Annotated in this window: 15 protein-coding genes; 3 read left to right on the forward strand and 12 right to left on the reverse strand. The window is 63.6% G+C overall.

Annotated features, from left to right (window positions below):
• Positions 1-521: 521 nt before the first annotated feature.
• On the forward strand, positions 522-1,865 hold the full coding sequence (gene fliI / locus ACN0X9_RS09230; RefSeq protein ID WP_417487365.1) for a flagellar protein export ATPase FliI: 1,344 nt from the start codon (positions 522-524) through the stop codon (positions 1,863-1,865).
• Positions 1,862-2,281 carry a flagellar FliJ family protein gene (locus ACN0X9_RS09235; protein WP_417487316.1) on the forward strand — a complete coding sequence of 140 codons (420 nt, stop codon included), beginning with the start codon at positions 1,862-1,864 and terminating at the stop codon, positions 2,279-2,281. The genes fliI and ACN0X9_RS09235 overlap by 4 nt, the downstream gene beginning before the upstream one ends.
• Before the next feature lie 221 nt (positions 2,282-2,502).
• Here the strand turns inward: ACN0X9_RS09235 and ACN0X9_RS09240 are convergent, their stop codons facing one another.
• Positions 2,503-4,587, reverse strand: a complete 2,085-nt coding sequence (locus ACN0X9_RS09240; RefSeq protein ID WP_417487317.1) for a TonB-dependent receptor domain-containing protein — start codon at positions 4,585-4,587, stop codon at positions 2,503-2,505.
• Positions 4,588-4,716: 129 nt separating this feature from the next.
• Here ACN0X9_RS09240 and ACN0X9_RS09245 point away from each other — a divergent pair, with 129 nt between their 5' ends.
• Positions 4,717-5,703 (forward strand): DUF6607 family protein, encoded by a 987-nt coding sequence (locus tag ACN0X9_RS09245; protein WP_417487318.1) that lies wholly within the window; start codon positions 4,717-4,719, stop codon positions 5,701-5,703.
• A gap of 57 nt (positions 5,704-5,760) precedes the next feature.
• Here ACN0X9_RS09245 and ACN0X9_RS09250 read toward each other — a convergent pair whose 3' ends face one another.
• The 11 genes from ACN0X9_RS09250 to ACN0X9_RS09300 form a co-directional block, all read right to left on the reverse strand.
• Positions 5,761-6,081 (reverse strand): hypothetical protein, encoded by a 321-nt coding sequence (locus ACN0X9_RS09250; protein WP_417487319.1) that lies wholly within the window; start codon positions 6,079-6,081, stop codon positions 5,761-5,763.
• A 24-nt stretch (positions 6,082-6,105) separates the two neighbouring features.
• Entirely contained in the window at positions 6,106-6,906 is an 801-nt protein-coding gene (locus ACN0X9_RS09255; RefSeq protein WP_417487320.1) for an AAA family ATPase, read from the reverse strand.
• On the reverse strand, positions 6,906-7,898 hold the full coding sequence (locus ACN0X9_RS09260) for a flagellar biosynthesis-like protein (FlhF) (RefSeq protein WP_417487321.1): 993 nt from the start codon (positions 7,896-7,898) through the stop codon (positions 6,906-6,908). Before ACN0X9_RS09260 ends, ACN0X9_RS09255 begins: the two co-directional genes overlap by 1 nt.
• A 35-nt stretch (positions 7,899-7,933) precedes the next feature.
• Positions 7,934-10,066, reverse strand: coding sequence for a flagellar biosynthesis protein FlhA (flhA, locus tag ACN0X9_RS09265; RefSeq protein WP_417487322.1), 2,133 nt, complete (start codon positions 10,064-10,066; stop codon positions 7,934-7,936).
• 12 nt (positions 10,067-10,078) lie between these two features.
• Positions 10,079-11,449: a sigma-54 interaction domain-containing protein gene (locus ACN0X9_RS09270; protein ID WP_417487323.1), complete on the reverse strand. Its 1,371-nt coding sequence runs from the start codon at positions 11,447-11,449 to the stop codon at positions 10,079-10,081.
• Between the two features lie 27 nt (positions 11,450-11,476).
• A complete protein-coding gene (gene fliN, locus ACN0X9_RS09275; protein WP_366511510.1) occupies positions 11,477-11,749 on the reverse strand; it encodes a flagellar motor switch protein FliN in 273 nt (90 codons plus the stop codon).
• Between the two features lie 95 nt (positions 11,750-11,844).
• Positions 11,845-12,498 carry a hypothetical protein gene (locus ACN0X9_RS09280; RefSeq protein WP_417487324.1) on the reverse strand — a complete coding sequence of 218 codons (654 nt, stop codon included), beginning with the start codon at positions 12,496-12,498 and terminating at the stop codon, positions 11,845-11,847.
• Between the two features lie 12 nt (positions 12,499-12,510).
• Positions 12,511-13,533, reverse strand: a complete 1,023-nt coding sequence (gene fliG, locus ACN0X9_RS09285) for a flagellar motor switch protein FliG (RefSeq protein ID WP_417487325.1) — start codon at positions 13,531-13,533, stop codon at positions 12,511-12,513.
• Between the two features lie 8 nt (positions 13,534-13,541).
• The gene (gene fliF / locus ACN0X9_RS09290) at positions 13,542-15,197 is read right to left on the reverse strand and encodes a flagellar basal-body MS-ring/collar protein FliF (RefSeq protein WP_417487326.1); all 1,656 of its coding nucleotides are present in this window, start codon (positions 15,195-15,197) and stop codon (positions 13,542-13,544) included.
• Positions 15,198-15,429: 232 nt separating this feature from the next.
• Positions 15,430-15,699: a DUF1153 domain-containing protein gene (locus ACN0X9_RS09295; protein WP_011642627.1), complete on the reverse strand. Its 270-nt coding sequence runs from the start codon at positions 15,697-15,699 to the stop codon at positions 15,430-15,432.
• A gap of 246 nt (positions 15,700-15,945) precedes the next feature.
• Positions 15,946-17,331, reverse strand: coding sequence for a flagellar hook-basal body complex protein (locus tag ACN0X9_RS09300; RefSeq protein ID WP_417487327.1), 1,386 nt, complete (start codon positions 17,329-17,331; stop codon positions 15,946-15,948).
• Between the last annotated feature and the right edge of the window lie 98 nt (positions 17,332-17,429).

Here is a 17,429-nt window from a genome sequence, read left to right on the forward strand (position 1 = left end):
CGCCTCCGGTTTTTGCTACGCGGGGCGAATCACATCCGCCCGGCCTCATCTCGTGATTAACCTTATTTGGACGCTAGGCGGAAACCCTTAACGAAAGTTAACTGCGCCTTGACCGAAATCCGGAATCGCAGATTTTCGATTTTTCACCGGGAACGCTTGATTCGGATTTCACGTTAACCATTCAAGGGTTAACGCGGTCCTTCCAGGCAAGTTTGCGGAAAATTTCCGCAGATTGATCAAATATGCACGGCATAAAGTATTCCTGATCGGGTTCCGGATTCACCTGCCTCAGCGGGCAAATCGGGGCATTGAAGACGGGACTGGCCTTCGCCCGGTTATCCACAGTTGATATTCTTCCAGGTGGGACTCTCCTTCGGAATCGGAGTCGTTCCTTGAAAGAATCGACGTGATTGGTGGGCTGCAATTTCTGCCGGGTGTTTACGTCGAGGCAAGACGCGGCCGATATGGTGGCCGGGAAGTGGCTTTTTGGCCACGCATGAAAAGGCGGGCCGACCCGTATGATGCAAACCCTGATCGATCGCGTCGGGCGACTGGATGACCGGACTCTCGAAGGCCGGGTCACCGCGCTCAACGGGCTGCTCGTCGAGGCGGAAGGCCCCAAGGCGGGGCTGTCGCTGGGCGCCCATGCGAAGATCGAGACCGGCAATGGCATCGCCGAGTGTGAAGTCGTCGGCTTTCGGGGCGAAACGGCTCTGATGATGCCCTTCGGTCCGCTGGAGGGCATTCGCCCGGGTGCTCGTGCGCTGTTGCAGCCGGAAGCGGCGCGTGTCCGTCCAAGCCGGTCCTGGCTGGGCCGCGTGCTCGACGGTTTCGGGCGGCCGCTCGATGACGGGGCGCCGCTGACCGAAGGCGGTACGCCCTATCCGCTAAAGGGCAATCCACCCGGCGCCCATGGCCGCGCTCGTCTGGGTGACCGAATGGATATGGGTGTGCGGGTCCTCAACAGTTTTGTTCCCATGCGTCGCGGCCAGCGGCTGGGCATCTTTGCCGGCTCCGGTGTCGGCAAGTCGGTGCTGATGTCGATGCTGGCCCGCGCCTGCGATGCCGACGTCATTGTCATCGGCCTGATCGGCGAACGGGGCCGGGAGGCCCGCGAATTCGTCGACGACGTATTGGGCCCGGAAGGTCGCAAGCGTTCTGTCGTGATCACCGAGACCTCGGACGCGCCGGCGCTGGCCCGCCGTCAGGCCGCCCACCTGACCCTGACCGCTGCAGAATACTTCCGTGATCAGGGGCTCGACGTGCTGTGTCTGATGGACAGTGTCACCCGTTTTGCCCTCGCCCAGCGCGAAATCGGCCTTGCCGCCGGCGAGCCGCCGACCACGCGCGGCTACACGCCATCGGTATTTGCTGAACTGCCACGGCTACTTGAGCGTGCCGGACCCGGTCCGCAGCGCAAGGATGGCAAAAAATCCGGCTCCATTACCGGTCTTTTCACTGTTTTGGTGGATGGTGATGACCACAACGAACCGATTGCCGATGCCGTACGCGGTATCCTGGATGGACATGTGGTCATGAGCCGAGCCATTGCTGAACGGGGGCGCTACCCCGCCATCGACGTTCTCAAGTCGGTCAGCCGGACCGCGCCGGAAGTCTATGACGCAGCCGAGCGGCCCCTGGTCGCGGAAGCGCGCAAACATCTGTCGGCCTATGCCGACATGGAAGAATTGATCCGTCTGGGTGCCTACACCCAGGGATCCAATCCGGCGGTGGATCGGGCCATCGAGCTCAACGAGCCGCTGGAAGCGTTCCTCGGACAGTCAAAAGATGATGCGGCGGACATTCCGTCGACATTCACGATGCTGTCGGAGATTTTGGGTGGTGGTGAAGGAGGGCGGCAATGACACGCTCACATGAACCCTTGATCCGGCTGGCTCGGTTCAAGGTCGAAGAATTGCAAAAGCAGATGGCCGAGCTCGATCGCTCGCGCGCCGCGCTGATCGGACAGATCGAGCGCCTTGAGGCTTCCGTGCCCGAGGAGCAGGCCGCAGCCGCCCAGTCCAAGGAAGGCTATGTCGCCTACGGCTCCTATGCCCAGGCGGTGATCAAGCGGAAGGAAAACATCCGCGTTTCGCTCGATGAGGTCGATGTCCAGGCCAATGCCTTGCGTGACCGGTTGTCGGAAGCCTTCACCGATCTGAAGAAGTACGAGCTGCTCGAAGAGCGGCGCCTGGCCCGGATCGAACAATCCGTGCGCGCTGCCGAACAGGACGAACTCGACGAGATCGCCCAGATCCGCCACAGTCGCTCGTCGCACTGACCGCGCGAAATCTGTGACAACGAAAAAGGCCCCGGACCAGCTGGTTCGGGGCCTTTTTGTTTTGGGGGGTGGGGCTCCGTGTAACTAATTGTCATCCCTGTCGGATGTCCGGCGAAAGCCGGACGCAGGACAGGGACCTATGTGCCTGCAACCAGCTAGGTCCCTGACTTGCGCCCGGCTTTCGCCGGGCGTCCATCAGGGATGACAAGCGGTTGAACCACCTAGAAATTCTGCGACCAGCTCACATCAATCCGCACCGAGCGGCCCGGTTCGCTGACGCCGGCGAAGACGCGGTCATAATCGTGGTCGAACAGGTTTTCGACGCCGACATTGATGCGCAGGCCGCTTTCGGCGATGGGCTGCCAGCGGGCATAGGCGTCGGCGACGACATAGCCGGGCCGGTGTTCGCTGGTGGCGAGCGGTTCGTCATATTCGCCGGCGGCCTCGATGCGGCCACCCAGGGTCAGGCGGGTCTCTTCGAAGCGCCAGCGGCCGTCGAGGAAGAGCCGGGTCGGAGCCAGTGAGCCGAGCGGGTCGCCGGTCGCCACGTCCTTGCCGTCAATACCTGTGAGTGACGCGTCGAGCGAGAACGGGCCTTCGGACAGGCCCAGCTGGATCTCATAGCCTTCCAGTTCGGCCGCACCGACATTGCGGCTCTGCGTCGTGCCAGCAGAGCAGGGGGCGAAGAAGGGCGGGGCGAAACAGGTCGCATCGAAGGCGAAGTCGACAAACAGGTCGATCAGGTTGTCCGCCTCGGTCTGGTACCAGGACGCACTCATGTCGAGGCGGTCGAGGTTGACCCGGTCGGAGAGGTCAACACGCAGGCCAATTTCCAGTGTCTCGGTCTCTTCCGGCAGCAGGTCCGGATTGGCGATGAACTCGTTTGAGATGAAGGTTGGCGGTCCGAGGATGATGTGCGGCAGGGAAAAGTGGGTGCCGTCCAGATAGAGCTCATTGATTGACGGCGCCCGGAAGGCCTCGCCCCAGCTGACGAAGAAGTTGAGATCATCGATTGGCGCATAGGTCGCGGCGAGACGGCTGGACGTGGCGTCATTGGAGACGGTCGCCGTGCTTGGCGTCGAGGTTTCGAAACTGTCCTGACGCACACCCGGAAGCAGGATCAGCCGCCCCGGCAGGCCCAGCGGTGCCGGCCCATCCAGTTCCAGCTGGACCCATCCGGCGGTGAACTGGCTGGCCGCATCGGGCGCACCGCCGCGCACGCCGCCAGCTTCGGCGCTGTCATAGCCGTCCTGTGTGTCTTCATAATACTCGCCGCCCATTGTCAGGCCGGCATCGAAAGCGCCCAGCGTGAAATCGAAGCGCTGGTCGAGGCGGATACCATTGGTCTCCAGATCACGGCGTAATTCGCGGCCGGTGCCGGTCTCGGTCTCATCGACGCCGGTCTCGTTGCGATAAACGGTGACGTCGAGATCGAGCCAGCTGATCGTCGGCGGGGCGATGGTGGCGTTGAGGGTAATGGCGTCGGAGGTGATGTCTTTGTCGACAAGGGCGTTGAAGGCCCCGACCGCACCGGCGCCCTGGCCGTTATTGGGCTCGATGGCGCTGCCCTCGAAGGTCTGCCAGCTCAACTCGGCCCGGATGCCGTCGGCGAGGTCGGCGCCCAGCTTGACCAGGCCGGACAGGCTCTCATCATCGGCGGGAAGGTCATTGCCCGAACCCAGCGCGATATCACCGGAGCGGCGCGAGGAGATCGAGGCGAGGGCGTCGAACTGGCCGGTGCGGCCATACAGGCTGACCGAGCCGCGTTGTTCTTCGTCCACCGAACGGTAGCCGGCGCCGAGGCCATAGCCCCAGCTCTCGCCATTGCCCAGAAGGTCATCGGCGCTGGCTGTGCGGAAGGCGATCACGCCGCCCGAGGCCCCGGAGCCGAACAGGGCCGATGCCGGCCCGCGCACGGCTTCGACACCGACCAGCATGGCCGGATCCACGAAGAAGACGCCGTCATGGGCCGAGCCGAAATTCTGGCGGGCACCGTCCAGCAGCAGGGTGGTGTTCTCACGGCCCTGACCGCGCAGGGAGACCGTCTGGCCGGTACGGCGCGGGCCGCCGGAGACATCGACGCCCGGAAGCTGGCGCAGCAGGTCGTCCAGGTCCGACGGGCGGGACAGGTCGAGGGCCTCGGCATCCACGGTCGCCGTGGCACCCGGATACACGAAGCGGTCCAGCTCGGTATAGGTGGTCTCGACGATGATCACGTCTTCGGACGTCTCCTCGCTATCGGTCTGGGCGAAGGCCGGGGTGGCAAGGGCGAACAGGGCCGTCGAGGCCAGAAATACGCGTTTCATGATGTGTCCTGATTGCGAATGAATTGCATAAGCTGTGTTCTGCCGCTTGATTTCTGCGAATGCAAGTGAGAATCTAACTCAACAACACGTCAATTTCTTCCGGGTTATTCCAATTCCACCGAGGGGCTCATGAAACTCGCTTATCTCGCTGTCGCCGCGCTGACACTGGCCGGCTGCGCCACCACTTCGACCGAAACGGCGACCGCACCGGTCGCTCCGGTCGCCGTTCATTCCGCCGAAGCCTATGAGCGTGACCGCCAGGCCATCCTGGCCATGCAGGGCGAATACGCTGTCACCTTCGACTTCCGCGAAATGGTACCGATCGCTGACGGCTATGAGCTGGCCGAGCCGAAAGTCACGCCGGCCCGTGAAGTTGTGGTCGTGGTCGAGGACACGGGCGATTTCATCATGCTGCAGCACCTGCTTATCGCGGGCGAAGGCGACAACCCGTTCATCGTCAAGCACTGGCGTCAGGATTGGCGCTATGAGCCGGCAACCGTGCTGGCTTTCCAGGGTTTTGATGACTGGACCGTCGAGGAGGTCGCTGCGGCCGAACGTGCCGGTGCCTGGTCTCAGACAGTCTACCAGGTCGATGACAGCCCGCGCTATGCGGCAGTGGCGCCCTGGACCCACGACGCCGATGGCATCTCCACGTGGGAACCGCCGGTGTCCTGGCGTCCGCTGCCGCGCCGCGACGACACCACGCGCGACGACTATGACGTGATCGCCGCCGTCAACCGCCACACGGTCACCTCCTGGGGCTGGATCCACGAGCAGGACAATTCAAAGCTCGACCTGGAAGATGGTGTCGTGCACGAGCTGGTCCGTGAGGTCGGGGTCAACACCTATCGCAATACCGACCTGTCCAACGGCCAAGCCGCGCTGGATTACTGGGATGCGACGCAGGACTACTGGGCCATGGTTCGCGCCCGCTTCGATGCGCTGGAATCCGACGGCACGCGCCGTTTCCACATCGAGGATGATGCCGAGGGCACGCTGCTCTACGGCCCGGTCCTGGAAGCCGGTCAGCGCGTCCTGTTCGGTCTCAGCGATGCCGAAACCGCCTTCGAGGATGCGGCGACCTATCTCGACAGCCAGATCACCATCATCGAATAGGCTGGATCATCATCAGTGACGGAAAAGGCGGTGACCCCACGGGTTGCCGCCTTTTTTTTACCGCCCGTAGCGGCGCTTGGCCCAGTAAATCCCGCCGATCGTGATCATGTAGATCGCCAGCCTGAGCAGGACCACGACGCCGCCGCGCTCGTCCAGCCGGGAGAAGGCAAAGTCATAGGCGAAATCGGGCGGGACGCCGGTCGACCAGCGGTAGAAGAAGGGCGCGCAGGCATCGAGCATGAAGGCGATCGAGGCGGCGGCGGGCCATTGCGGCCATTTGCGCATGATCAGGGCGGCGACCAGCGACAGCACGACGATCAACCACCAGTCAAACGGGGTGAAGCCGGCACTCAGGCGATCTGCGAGACTGTCATACATGCGTCGGTGCTCCCCAATGCCCGGTCAGGCGGCCTGTTTGCCACGCGCAAGCGACCCGGCCAAGCTCTGGATATCCTTGGCAGCGTCGCATTGGGGTGCGCGCAAGGACACGGCGGTCTGTGACCGGATGGCGGCCGGTACCGTCGGGTCGCGACGGATGATCCCGGCCAGTGTCGGCGTAAAGCTCAGGAAAGCCTCACAGGTTTTGCGGAAGGCGCTGAAAGCCTCGTTGGCGGCGCTCATGTCGGGCGCGTTGTTGATCACCACCAGCGGCGAGGCTCCGTCATCGTGCAGGCGCAGCGTCTTCACGAAGGCATAGGCGTCGGTCAGCGAGGTTGGTTCGTCATTCAGCACGATCACCACATCGTCGGCGGTCAGTGCGAGGCGAATGGTGGCGCGATCGGCGCCGGCGGCGAGGTCGAGAATGGCGCGGTCATAGGACAGCGACAGGGCCGCGACACCGGTTGCCAGCTTGGTCAGGCCGGGGCCGGCCAGATTCGCCAGGGCGCCCGATCCGGAGCGTCCCGAGATGACGTCGAACCCACCTTTTTGCGACGCGCCGCCCATGGCAGGGCAGACGGCGTCGGCAATGGCGACACGACCATTGATGACGCTGGAAATGTCGGAATTGGGCTGCAGGCCCAGCTGGACGTCGATATTGGCCATGCCCAGATCGCCATCCATCAGCAGGCAGCGCTCGCCCATTTGCGAGAAGGCGCGGGCCATGCCGATCGACAGCATGGTCTTGCCGACGCCGCCCTTGCCGGAGGCGATGGCGAGAATGCGGCCGGCTGAGCGGTCTTGCGGGGCGGAGGCGATCTTCATCAGTCGTCTTCCTCGAACATTGTGTTGCGATCCTCGACCAGGACCCGGGCCATGCGCAGGGGCGTGGCCGGAGCCAGGCCGCCACCGATGAAGGGGGTCGAGGAAATCTGGGCGAAGGCCAGCCCGGTTTCGCCGACGCCGAGGATGGCGCCGAGGCGGCGGGCGCAATCCAGCTTGACCGGGATGCAGCGGCTGGCGCCGATCGAGGCGAACAGCGAGGCCGCGTCCTCGGCGTCTTCCGGCGTCAGGCCGGCATCGAAGACATAGATGATCTCCGCATTGGCGCTGTCGGCGAATGCGAGGGTCATGTCCAGGTCGTCGAGTTCAAACGGATTGACCGCCGGGCTGTCGATCAGGACGGGACCGTCAATTTCGTCGACCGCATCGATCATTTCGCGCGGGTCATCGACAGCGCGGAAACCGGCGCCCATGCGGCGGGCCAGCTCCTGCAGCCGGTCATTGGCACCGGCGCGTTCGCCGTCGCAGGAAATCAGGGTCGGGACTGCGCCGCCAGTAATGGCGCGGGCCGCTGTCTTGGCCAGCGCCGAAGTCTTGCCGACACCGGGCGTGCCGGCGAACAGGACGGCGTGCTCGGGCACGGCAGGCAGTGGCTGGAAGGTGTAGCGGCTCTCGATCGCATGGGCGAGGCGGGCCACGGCCCGACCGTCGGACAGGTCATGGGCCGAACGGATCAGGGCCTGGGCGGCCGAGCCGGGTGCGCGATGGAAGCCAAGCGCCCGGATCACCCGGTCCAGCTCGTTGTCCTCGCGCAGGCCGCGTTCGACCTCGGCTTCGCCGGCCAGCCGGATCGAGCGATCGCGGACCTGTTCGGCCGGTTCGGCAATACGCGCCATCTCGCTGGCCGCGCGCACATGCACGCCACCATCAGGCCCATCGCCGGTGGCGATGATCACGGCGTCGGGACCCATTTCACGACGGACATCGGCCATGGCCTGGGTCAGGGACGGGGCTGCAAAGGTTTTAAGGTGCATGGGCTCGCATCATTTCACAGGTCAAAATCGGTCGGTCAGCCGACATGGCCCATCGTCTGGAGACGTGCGCTCGGGTGGATTTCATTCTGCGATATCACCACGGTCTGCGGGCGAAAACGCTCAACCAGCGAACGCACATACGGACGAATCAGTGGGCTCGTCAGCAGTACAGGCACATGACCCTGAGCTGATGCGGTTTCAAAAGAGTTTCGAATGGCGGCGACAAAATCATGCAGCTTGGACGGGGCCAGTGCGAGCTGGCGACGGTCGCCTTCGCCGACCAGTGACTCCAGGAAGGCCTGCTCCCATTGCGGACCCATGGCCAATACCGGCAGGACCCCGTCAGGCGCCTTGTTGGCGTGACAGATCTGGCGCGCCAGGCGGGTGCGGACATGTTCGACAATGGCGTCGAGATTCTGCGTCGTGGCGCTGGCTTCCGCGATGCCCTCGAGGATCGTCGGCAGGTCGCGGATCGAGATGCGTTCCTTGATCAGGGACTGCAGCACGCGCTGGATACCGGCCCGGCTGATCTGGCCCGGCGTGATGTCGTCAACCAGTGCCTTGTGCTCCTTGGAGAGTTTGGCGATCAGCTTTTCGACTTCGGCATAGGATAGCAGGTCGGCCATGTTGTCGCGCAGCAATTCGGTCAGATGGGTGACCAGGACGGCGGCGGGTTCGACGATCGTGTAGCCGCGGAAGGAGGCTTCCTCGCGCAGGCCTTCGTCGATCCAGGTCGCGGGCAGGCCGAAGGTCGGCTCCTTGACATGGTTGCCGGGCATGTCGATCGGCATGCCGGCCGGATCCATGACCAGCAGCTTGTGCAGTTCCAGGTCGCCGCGGCCGGCTTCCAGCTCCTTGATGCGGATCGTGTACTCGTTATTGCCCAGCGCCATGTTGTCGATGATGCGCACGGCCGGGGTGATGAACCCCATTTCTTCGGCCAGCGAGCGGCGCAGGGCCCGGATCTGGTCCGTCAGCTTGCGACCGTCGACATCATTGATCAGCGGCAGGAGGCCGTAACCCAGCTCGATTTTCAGCTCGTCAATGGCGAGGCTGTCTTCGATCGGCGCTTCGGTTTCAGCCTGGCTTTCCTGTGCCTCGGCTTCCTGTTCGGCCTTGGCGTCCAGCTCGGCCTGCGCCGTGCGTTCGGCGATGTCACGGTTCATCCAGGCGAGGGCGCCGGCGCCGGCCGACATCAGGGCAAAGGGCACCAGCGGCATGCCGGGCAGCAGGCCGACCATCAGGGCAACGCCCGAGACCAGGCCGAGGCCTTGGGGGTTGGCGGTCAGCTGGCCGAACAGCGCCTTGTCGGCCTGGCCGTTGACGCCGGCCTTGGAGACCAGCAGGCCGGCACCGACCGAGATGATCAGGGCCGGGATCTGCGAGACCAGCCCGTCACCGATGGTCAGCGAGGAATAGGCCTGCGCCGCTTCGGCGAACGGCATGCCGGACTGGACCACGCCGATGATGATGCCGCCGACCAGGTTGATGGCGGTGATCATCAGGCCGGCCATGGCATCGCCGCGGACGAATTTGGAGGCACCATCCATGGCACCGAAGAAATTGCTTTCGCCTTCCAGCTCGGTGCGGCGCTTGCGGGCATCGTCTTCGGTGATCAGGCCAGCCGACAGGTCGGCATCGATCGCCATCTGCTTGCCGGGCATGGCGTCGAGGGTGAAGCGCGCCGCGACTTCGGCGATCCGGCCGGAACCCTTGGTGATGACCACGAAGTTCACGATCACCAGGATGGCAAAGACAATGATGCCGATGACGACATTGCCCTGCATGACGAAGGAGCCGAAGGCCTCGATGACCTCACCGGCCGCGTCGGTGCCTTCATGGCCCTTGGACAGGATCAGGCGGGTCGAGGCGATATTGAGGCCGAGGCGCAGCAGGGTGGTGATCAGCAGCAGGGCCGGGAAGGCCGAGAATTCCAGCGGCTTCTTGATGAAGAGCGCGGTCATCAGGACCAGCACCGACATCGAGATTGAAATGGCCAGGGACATGTCCAGCAGGAAGCTGGGCATGGGCAGCATCAGCATCACCAAGATGGCGAGAATGCCGACCGCCAGCGCCACATCACCGCGCAGCGTGCGGTTCAGGAAGGCGCGGAGATCAAATCCGCCGGTTGCAGGTGCGGCGGTTGGGGATGCGGATGTATCGACCAAGATCTAGTCCAATCAGGCTACGGAAACGCCCTGGGCGGGTTGGTTGGGCGCGGGAATGTCGACGCCCTGGTCCGAATAGAGTTTCAGCTTGTTGCGCAGGGTCCGGATCGAGATGCCGAGAATGTTGGCAGCATGGGTCCGGTTGCCGAAGCAATGGTCGAGCGTGTTCAGGATCAGGTCCTGTTCCACTTCCGAGACCGTACGACCGATCATGTCGGCCTGGACCGATTGCGCGGTGTCGGCCGCCTGGCGGACCACATTATTGCCCGAGCCGGTGAAGGCCGAACCGTCCGGCATGCGGATCGCGTCCGGTGTGATTTCGCGTCCTGTGGCCAGCAGAACGGCGCGGTGCATGGCATTTTCCAGTTCGCGGACATTGCCGGTCCATTCGCGGGCCAGCAGCGAGGTGCGGGCGGCATCGGAGATGGGACGGACATCGACGGCGTTGGCGGCCGAGTATTTCTTCACGAAATGCTCGGACAGGGCGACGATGTCGGCCGGGCGCTCGCGCAGCGGCGGCAGGGCCAGATTGACCACGTTCAGGCGGAACAGCAGGTCTTCGCGGAAGCTGCCATCGGCCACGGCCTTGCGCAGGTCGCGGTTCGAGGTCGCCAGGATGCGGATATTGACCTTGACCGGCTTGGTGCCGCCGACCCGGTCGATTTCACGTTCCTGGATGGCACGCAGCAGCTTGGCCTGCAGGCGGACATCCATTTCGGAGATCTCGTCGAGCAACAGCGTACCGCCATCGGCCTCTTCGAACTTGCCGACGCGGCGGGCGATCGCGCCGGTAAAGGCGCCTTTCTCGTGACCGAAGAGCTCGGATTCCAGCAGGTTTTCCGGGATTGCGGCACAGTTGACGGAGATGAAGGGAGCCTGGGCGCGCTTGGACTTGGTGTGGACATAGCGGGCCATGACTTCCTTACCGGAGCCACTTTCACCGGTGATCAGGACGGAGGCGTCGGAGCCGGCGATGCGATCGGCGAGGTGGATGACGGCCTGCATGGACGGGTCGCGGGCAATCATCGGGCGTTCGTCGTCGGCAATCGCGGCCAGCACGGCAGCAATCAGATCGGCATCCGGCGGCATCGGGATGAATTCCTTGGCGCCGGCGCGGATCGCGGCCGCGGCAGCCTCGGGACGGACATTGACGCCGCAGGCGACGACCGGGACGGAGATCCGCTCGGCGTCGTTCGCTGCGATCAGGGACTGCACGTCCAGGTGCAGGTCGACCATCAACAGGTCGGCGCCGCGCCCGGCCCGCAAATGGGCGGTGGCTTGCTCGATCGTGTCCACGTGCGAGACTTTCGCCCCGCGGTCGAGGGCGATCTTGGTGGCGGTATGAAGTTGCCCGCCCAGGCTGCCGACTATCAAAATTCGCATGATGTGCTCCGTCCTCTCCGCCAGGCCTTAGCCCGCGTCCCCGTCCTTGATGATTTCTGTCATGGTGACGCCCAGACGGTCGTCAACCACCACGACTTCGCCACGCGCGACGAGCCGGTTGTTCACATAGATGTCGATCGCTTCGCCGATCTTGCGGTCCAGCTCGACCACCGATCCGGAGGTCAGCTTGAGCAGCGAGTTCACGTCGATATGGGCCTTGCCGAGGACCGCGGAGATGTTGACGGGAACGTCGAAGACCGGCGCCAGGTCGGCAGCGCTCTTTTCTTCCTCGTCCATCATCTGCTGGCCCCGTTGCGGTGCTTCGACGGGCACCTGGGTGCCGTCATCGCCCAGATCGGGAAGGTCGAGATTGTCGTCAGCCATGTCAGGCCTCCTTAAGCCGCGCTTGCACTGGCGGATTGGTCGCCGGGCGCGTCAGATTGGGTTTCCTCGTCGCTTGGCGGCGAAGCCAGCCAGCGTGCGACGACATCATTCAGTCGGGTTTCGATTTCATCGGCGCTGCGCTGGATGGCACCGGCACCCCATTCCAGGCGGACATCGGCATCGGGCAGGGCGTCATCGCCGCGCACCATGATGGCGCCGTCAAACCCGGCGTCGCGGGCGGTCTTCTCGAGGCGTTCGGCCAGGGCTTCAACCAGTTCCGGATTGCAGCGCACCGACAGGCGCGGTTCCGACCGCAGGTCCTTGACCGCTTCCAGGGCGACCTGCTCGATCGTGTCGATCGGATAGGCGGCGAGGGCTTCGCCGGCGATCTTGCGGGCCGCGGCGATGGCGAGGCCGGCAGCTTCCTGCCGCAGCCCGTCGGACTCGACAGCCAGGCGCGACAGGATCAGCTGCATCTGCGAGGCGATGGCCTGCAATGACTGGACGCAGCGGCCTTCCTCCATCTCGCGACCTTCCTCGACGCCCCACATGCGGGCGGCATCGACATCGTCCTGGGTGAAGAAGCGCTTGTAGCTCTCCCCTTCGCGCAGGATCTGGCCGTCATGGTCGAACTCTGTATCGAAATCGAATTTGATCGGATTCATCGTTCAACCTCCCTAGTAGATGAGTTCATCGTCGGCGCCGCCATCGGCCAGCATGATCTCGCCCTTGGCGGCGAGATCCTTGGCCATGGAAACGATCGATTGTTGGGCCTGGTCGACATCCTTCAGACGAACCGGTCCGAGAGATGCCATGTCTTCGCGCATGATCTTGGCGGCGCGTTCGGACATGTTGGAGAAGAACAGGTCGCGCAGGCTGTCGGATGCGCCCTTCATCGCCAGACCCATCTGGTCCTTGTCGATCGAGCGCATCAGCGTCTGGATGCCACCCGGATCCAGCTTGGACAGGTCTTCGAAGACGAACATCAGGGAGCGGATCTTCTCGGCGCTCTCGCGATTGCGTTCTTCCAGGGCCGCCAGGAAGCGGTTCTCGGTCTGGCGGTCGAAATTGTTGAAGATCGAGGCCATCATCTCATGGCTGTCATGCTTGGAGGTGCGCGCCAGGTTCGACATGAACTCGGTGCGCAGCGTCTCTTCGATGCGATCAAGGATCTCGCGCTGGACCGGCTCCATGCGCAGCATGCGGGTCACGACCTCGAGGGCGAAGTCCTCGGGCAGGGCGCCGAGCACACGGCTGGCGTGCTCCGGCTTCACCTTGGACAGGACCACGGCGACGGTCTGCGGATATTCATTCTTGAGATAGTTGGCGAGGACGACCTCGTTCACATTGCCCAGCTTGTCCCACATGGTCCGGCCGGCGGGTCCGCGCAGCTCTTCCATGATCGATTCGACCTTGTCGCCGGGCAGGAAGGAGCCCAACAGGCGCTGGGTCGCTTCGAACGAGCCCATCAGCGAGCCGGTCGAGGACATCTGGCCGACAAAGTCGACGATCAGCTTCTCGACAGCCGAAGATGTCACCGTGCCCAGATTTGACATGGCCTGGGAGACCTCGCGGATCTCCTCCTCGTCCAGGTGCTGCCACATGCTCTCGCCCTCATCGCCGAGGGCAAGCAGCATCACCGCCGCCTTTTCAGGGCCGGTCAGGCGGGTCGGATCTTCAATGGCGCGCTTGTCAGCCATGGTCGGGCTCAGCTCTCATGCAGCCAGGTCCGAAGGATCGAAATCGATTCTTCCGGATGGGATTCAACGATATTGGCGACTTTCTTCAGCGACGAAGCCTTCACCTGGCCATCGATCTTTTCGATGTCGATGGAGTCATCGCGACCCGCGTTGCCGCCGGCAGCGGGCAGGGCGGCCGGGCGATTGGGCTGGCTCGGCAGTGCCGTCGGAGAAGGGGCTCCGCCAACCGCGCCATCCATGCCGGCGCCGGCCAGGGCGAGCCCCTGCGGCATGGCCACGCCACTGGCCCCTTTGACCAGGGGACGGGCGACCAGGAAGATGATCAGCAGTGCGGTGATGAACATGACGCCGATTTCGGCCACGCGCATGATGTCGCTCTTGGAGAAGGACATGCCGCTGGTCGCCGGCGTTCCCAGAAGCGGGTCGGTGCGGGCGAATTCGATCTGGCTGACCGTCAGCAGGTCCTGTCGGGCGCCGGGCTCGCTGACAAACCCCATGGCCGAACGGACCAGGGCTTCGATGCGATCGATCTCCGACTGGGGCCGCTCGCGCCAGGTGACCGTACCGTCCTCGGCTGTTTCCAGGACCCCGTCGACCGCCACCGCGACCGACAGGCGGTTGATGGCGCCGGCTTCGATGATCTCGGTGCGGGTCGTCGAGGAGATCTCGTAGTTGACGCGCTCGCTGGTGCTTTCGCGATTGGAGCGGCTGCCAGCGCCGTCAGCACCGGCTCCTTCGCCGGCATCAGGCAGGTTTTCGGAGGCCGATACCCGGTTCTGGCTGGCGCCATCCTGGTCATTGGACAGGTCTTCGCCGCGCTCGCGGGAGCGGACGACCTGACCTTCCGGATCATAGGTCTCGGAGCTCTGCGTGATGCTCTGACGGTTGAGCTCGGCATTGACCTGGACCCGGGCAGCGCCGGCACCAACGACACCTTCGACAATGTCGAGAATATTCTGGCGCAGCTGGGCCTCGATTTCGCCGCGGCGCTCGTCCATCAGCATCGACCCGGCCGACTGGCCATCGGACCCGCTGGCCAGCTGGCGACCACGATCATCCGCGATCGAGACGCCGGTCGGCGCGATGCCGGAGGAGGAGGCAACGATGTTGCGGATGACCCGGACCTGCTCGGAGTTCAAGCGGCCATTGGTGGAAATCGTAACGGCTGCGGTGGGCGCCTGCTGGTCGCGCGAAAACAGGCGACGTTCCGGCAGGTTGAGATGAACGCGGGCGGCGCTGACATAGTTCAGCGACTGGATCGTCCTGGCCAGCTCGCCCTCGGTGGCGCGCTTGGCGTTGAGGTTCTGGACGAAGCTGGTCTGGCCGAAGCTGTCCTGCTGATCGAAAATTTCATAGCCCACCGAGGCACCGCTCAGCGGGCCGTTCGAGGCGACGCGGACCCGTGCTTCGTCAACCTGCTCGCGGGCGACATAGATCGCCGACCCGCCTTCGCGGATTTCGTAAGGGATATTGGCCTGATCAAGCAGTTGCGAGGTCGCGACGGCTTCAGACGGATCGAGTCCGGAATAGAGCAGGGACTGGCTGGCGCCGCCCATGGCACCGGAAAAATACATGAGCGCGGCGGCGACACCGGCGGCCAGGCCGAAGATCGCGGTCAGCCGCCCGGCCCCAAAAGCCCTGAACTGTTCGAAAAGCGCGTTCACGTGGAAATCCCTGCCTCAAAGTGTGCGCTTCATCAGCGAAGCACTGGGCAGAATTTTCCTACCTGTCGGGTAAACGAGACTTTAATACGCTTGCATACGTGATGACTGGCGCCCGATTAACCAATCAGGGCACACAATTCATCTGCAGCGTCAGCCGACAATCCGTCGCTGGCGCGCGAGAACGACGACCGAGGGGGCGCGGTCGCCGTTCATCGTGCGCTAGTAAGGGGAGCTAGCGGTATTGTTGAATTCGCGTCGTGCGAAGTCCGGCCAGACCATGCCGGTCGATCGAGCGTTGCCAGCCGAGGAATTCCTCAACTGTCAGCGAATAACGCTGACACGCCTGTTCGAGAGTGAGCAGACCACCCCGTACCGCGGCGACGACTTCAGCCTTGCGCCGAACAACCCAACGCTGGGTGCTCGGATTGGGCAGGTCACCAAGCGTCAGCGGGCTACCATCCGGTCCAATGACATAATTTTCTTTTTTAAGGCGCGGTTGCATGTCCGGTCCCCGTTCTTTTTTTGTTTGTAGGATCAACCTACACGCAGCCCTTTAACATCGCCCTAAACTGCTGGGTAAATTTACATTTAATGGGGTCCGTAAAATCCGCCTCTAAATGTTCCGATTGGCCTCATTTTGCGGTCATATTATATGGGCGCTCCGATAACCGGGAGGACCGGCCAGCCGGTCAAAAAAGAGGGCCCCGCCGAGTGGCAGGGCCCAGATCAAGAAGCGGTTGGGTGATGGTTAGCGCTTCATACGGATGGCTTCGTCGAGCATTTCATCGGCCGTGGTGATGATTTTCGACGAGGCGGAATAGGCCCGCTGTGTGGTGATCAGGCTGGTGAACTCGTTGGCGAGATCGACATTCGAGCTTTCCAGCGTCGAGGCAGCGATCTGGCCGGACGAGCCCAGGCCCGGCGGGTTGAGTGTGTAGGCACCCGATTCCGGCGTCACCGTGAAGGTACCGCCCGACTGGGCTTCCAGACCGTCCGGATTGACGAAGGTCGCGACCGGGATCTGGTAGATCTTGCGGACGATGCCGTTGTTGAACTTGGCGAAGACGAAGCCGTCATCATCCACATCGACACTCGAGAAGTTGCCGAAGGCCGAACCGTTCACATTGGTCGAGAGCAGGGCGGACGGGCTGTCATACTGGGTGAAACCGCCCGGGGCGTTCGGAGAGCCGAAGTCCAGGGTGATCGACTGGGCGTCGACGCCGGTTGCGGCAGCCCACTGGAATTCGGAGGCACCAAGGGCGGCGGCATTCGTCGATGACAGGAAGTCGAGCTGGGTCGGCAGCGTCGTGTTGGTGCTGTCGATACGGCCCTGGGCGTCAAAGGCGACCGTCCCCGTCAGCATCTGGCCATCAACCAGGCCGGCACCGGTGGTGAGGTCGGTCGCCGGAACCATGTGCACTTCGGCGTGCCACTGGTTTGGCGTCGAGCTCTTGAGCATCGAGATGGTCAGCGTGCGGACACCGCCAACACTGTCATAGAACGGGATCGAGCGCTGGAAGTCGGGCGTCACCGCGCCCGATGACATGTTGTTGGCCGAGAGCGAGGCATCATAGGTCGCTTCGTCGGCCGAGACCGCCTGGCTTTGCTGCAAGTTGGCATTGATGCCCATGATCGTGGTCGCTTCAGCAGCGCCACCGATCGAGGACAGGTTGATGGTTTCCAGCGCGTTGAGGTCGGACGGGTTCTGTGGGACCGAACCATCGGCAGCGACCGGCCAGCCGGCCAGATACTTGCCGGCGTCATTGCGCAAATAACCACTCGTGTCCGGTGTGAAGCGGCCGGCACGTGTGAAGGAGACCGGGTCCGAGGAATCGACCGTGGCATCGTCACGGACGACGAAGAAACCGCGGCCGGAGATGGCCAGGTCGGTCGGCGAGGACCCCGCTGTCAAAAGACCGCTTTCGCCGATGGCCAGTCGGGCAACCGAATTCACACCGGCAGCGGAATAGCCCTTGGTCGAGCTGTCGCTGTCATAGAGCGGCGTGAAAACGGCCGAGGCGCGCTTGTAGCCCACCGTGTTGACGTTCGCGATATTGTCCGAAATCGAGGCGAGTGCGTTCGAGTTCGAGATCAGGCCGGATGCGCCGGCCAAAAGCGCTGAATTGATACTCATAATGCGTGCTCCTGGCGTTCTGGTTGATTTTACGGAGCTTTCTGCTGGTCAGGTTGGCCGGATCGCCATTCTGGCGGTCCGGATCAGGCCGGCGGCCT

This window comes from Maricaulis sp., assembly GCF_048268525.1.
Lineage (GTDB): Bacteria > Pseudomonadota > Alphaproteobacteria > Caulobacterales > Maricaulaceae > Maricaulis.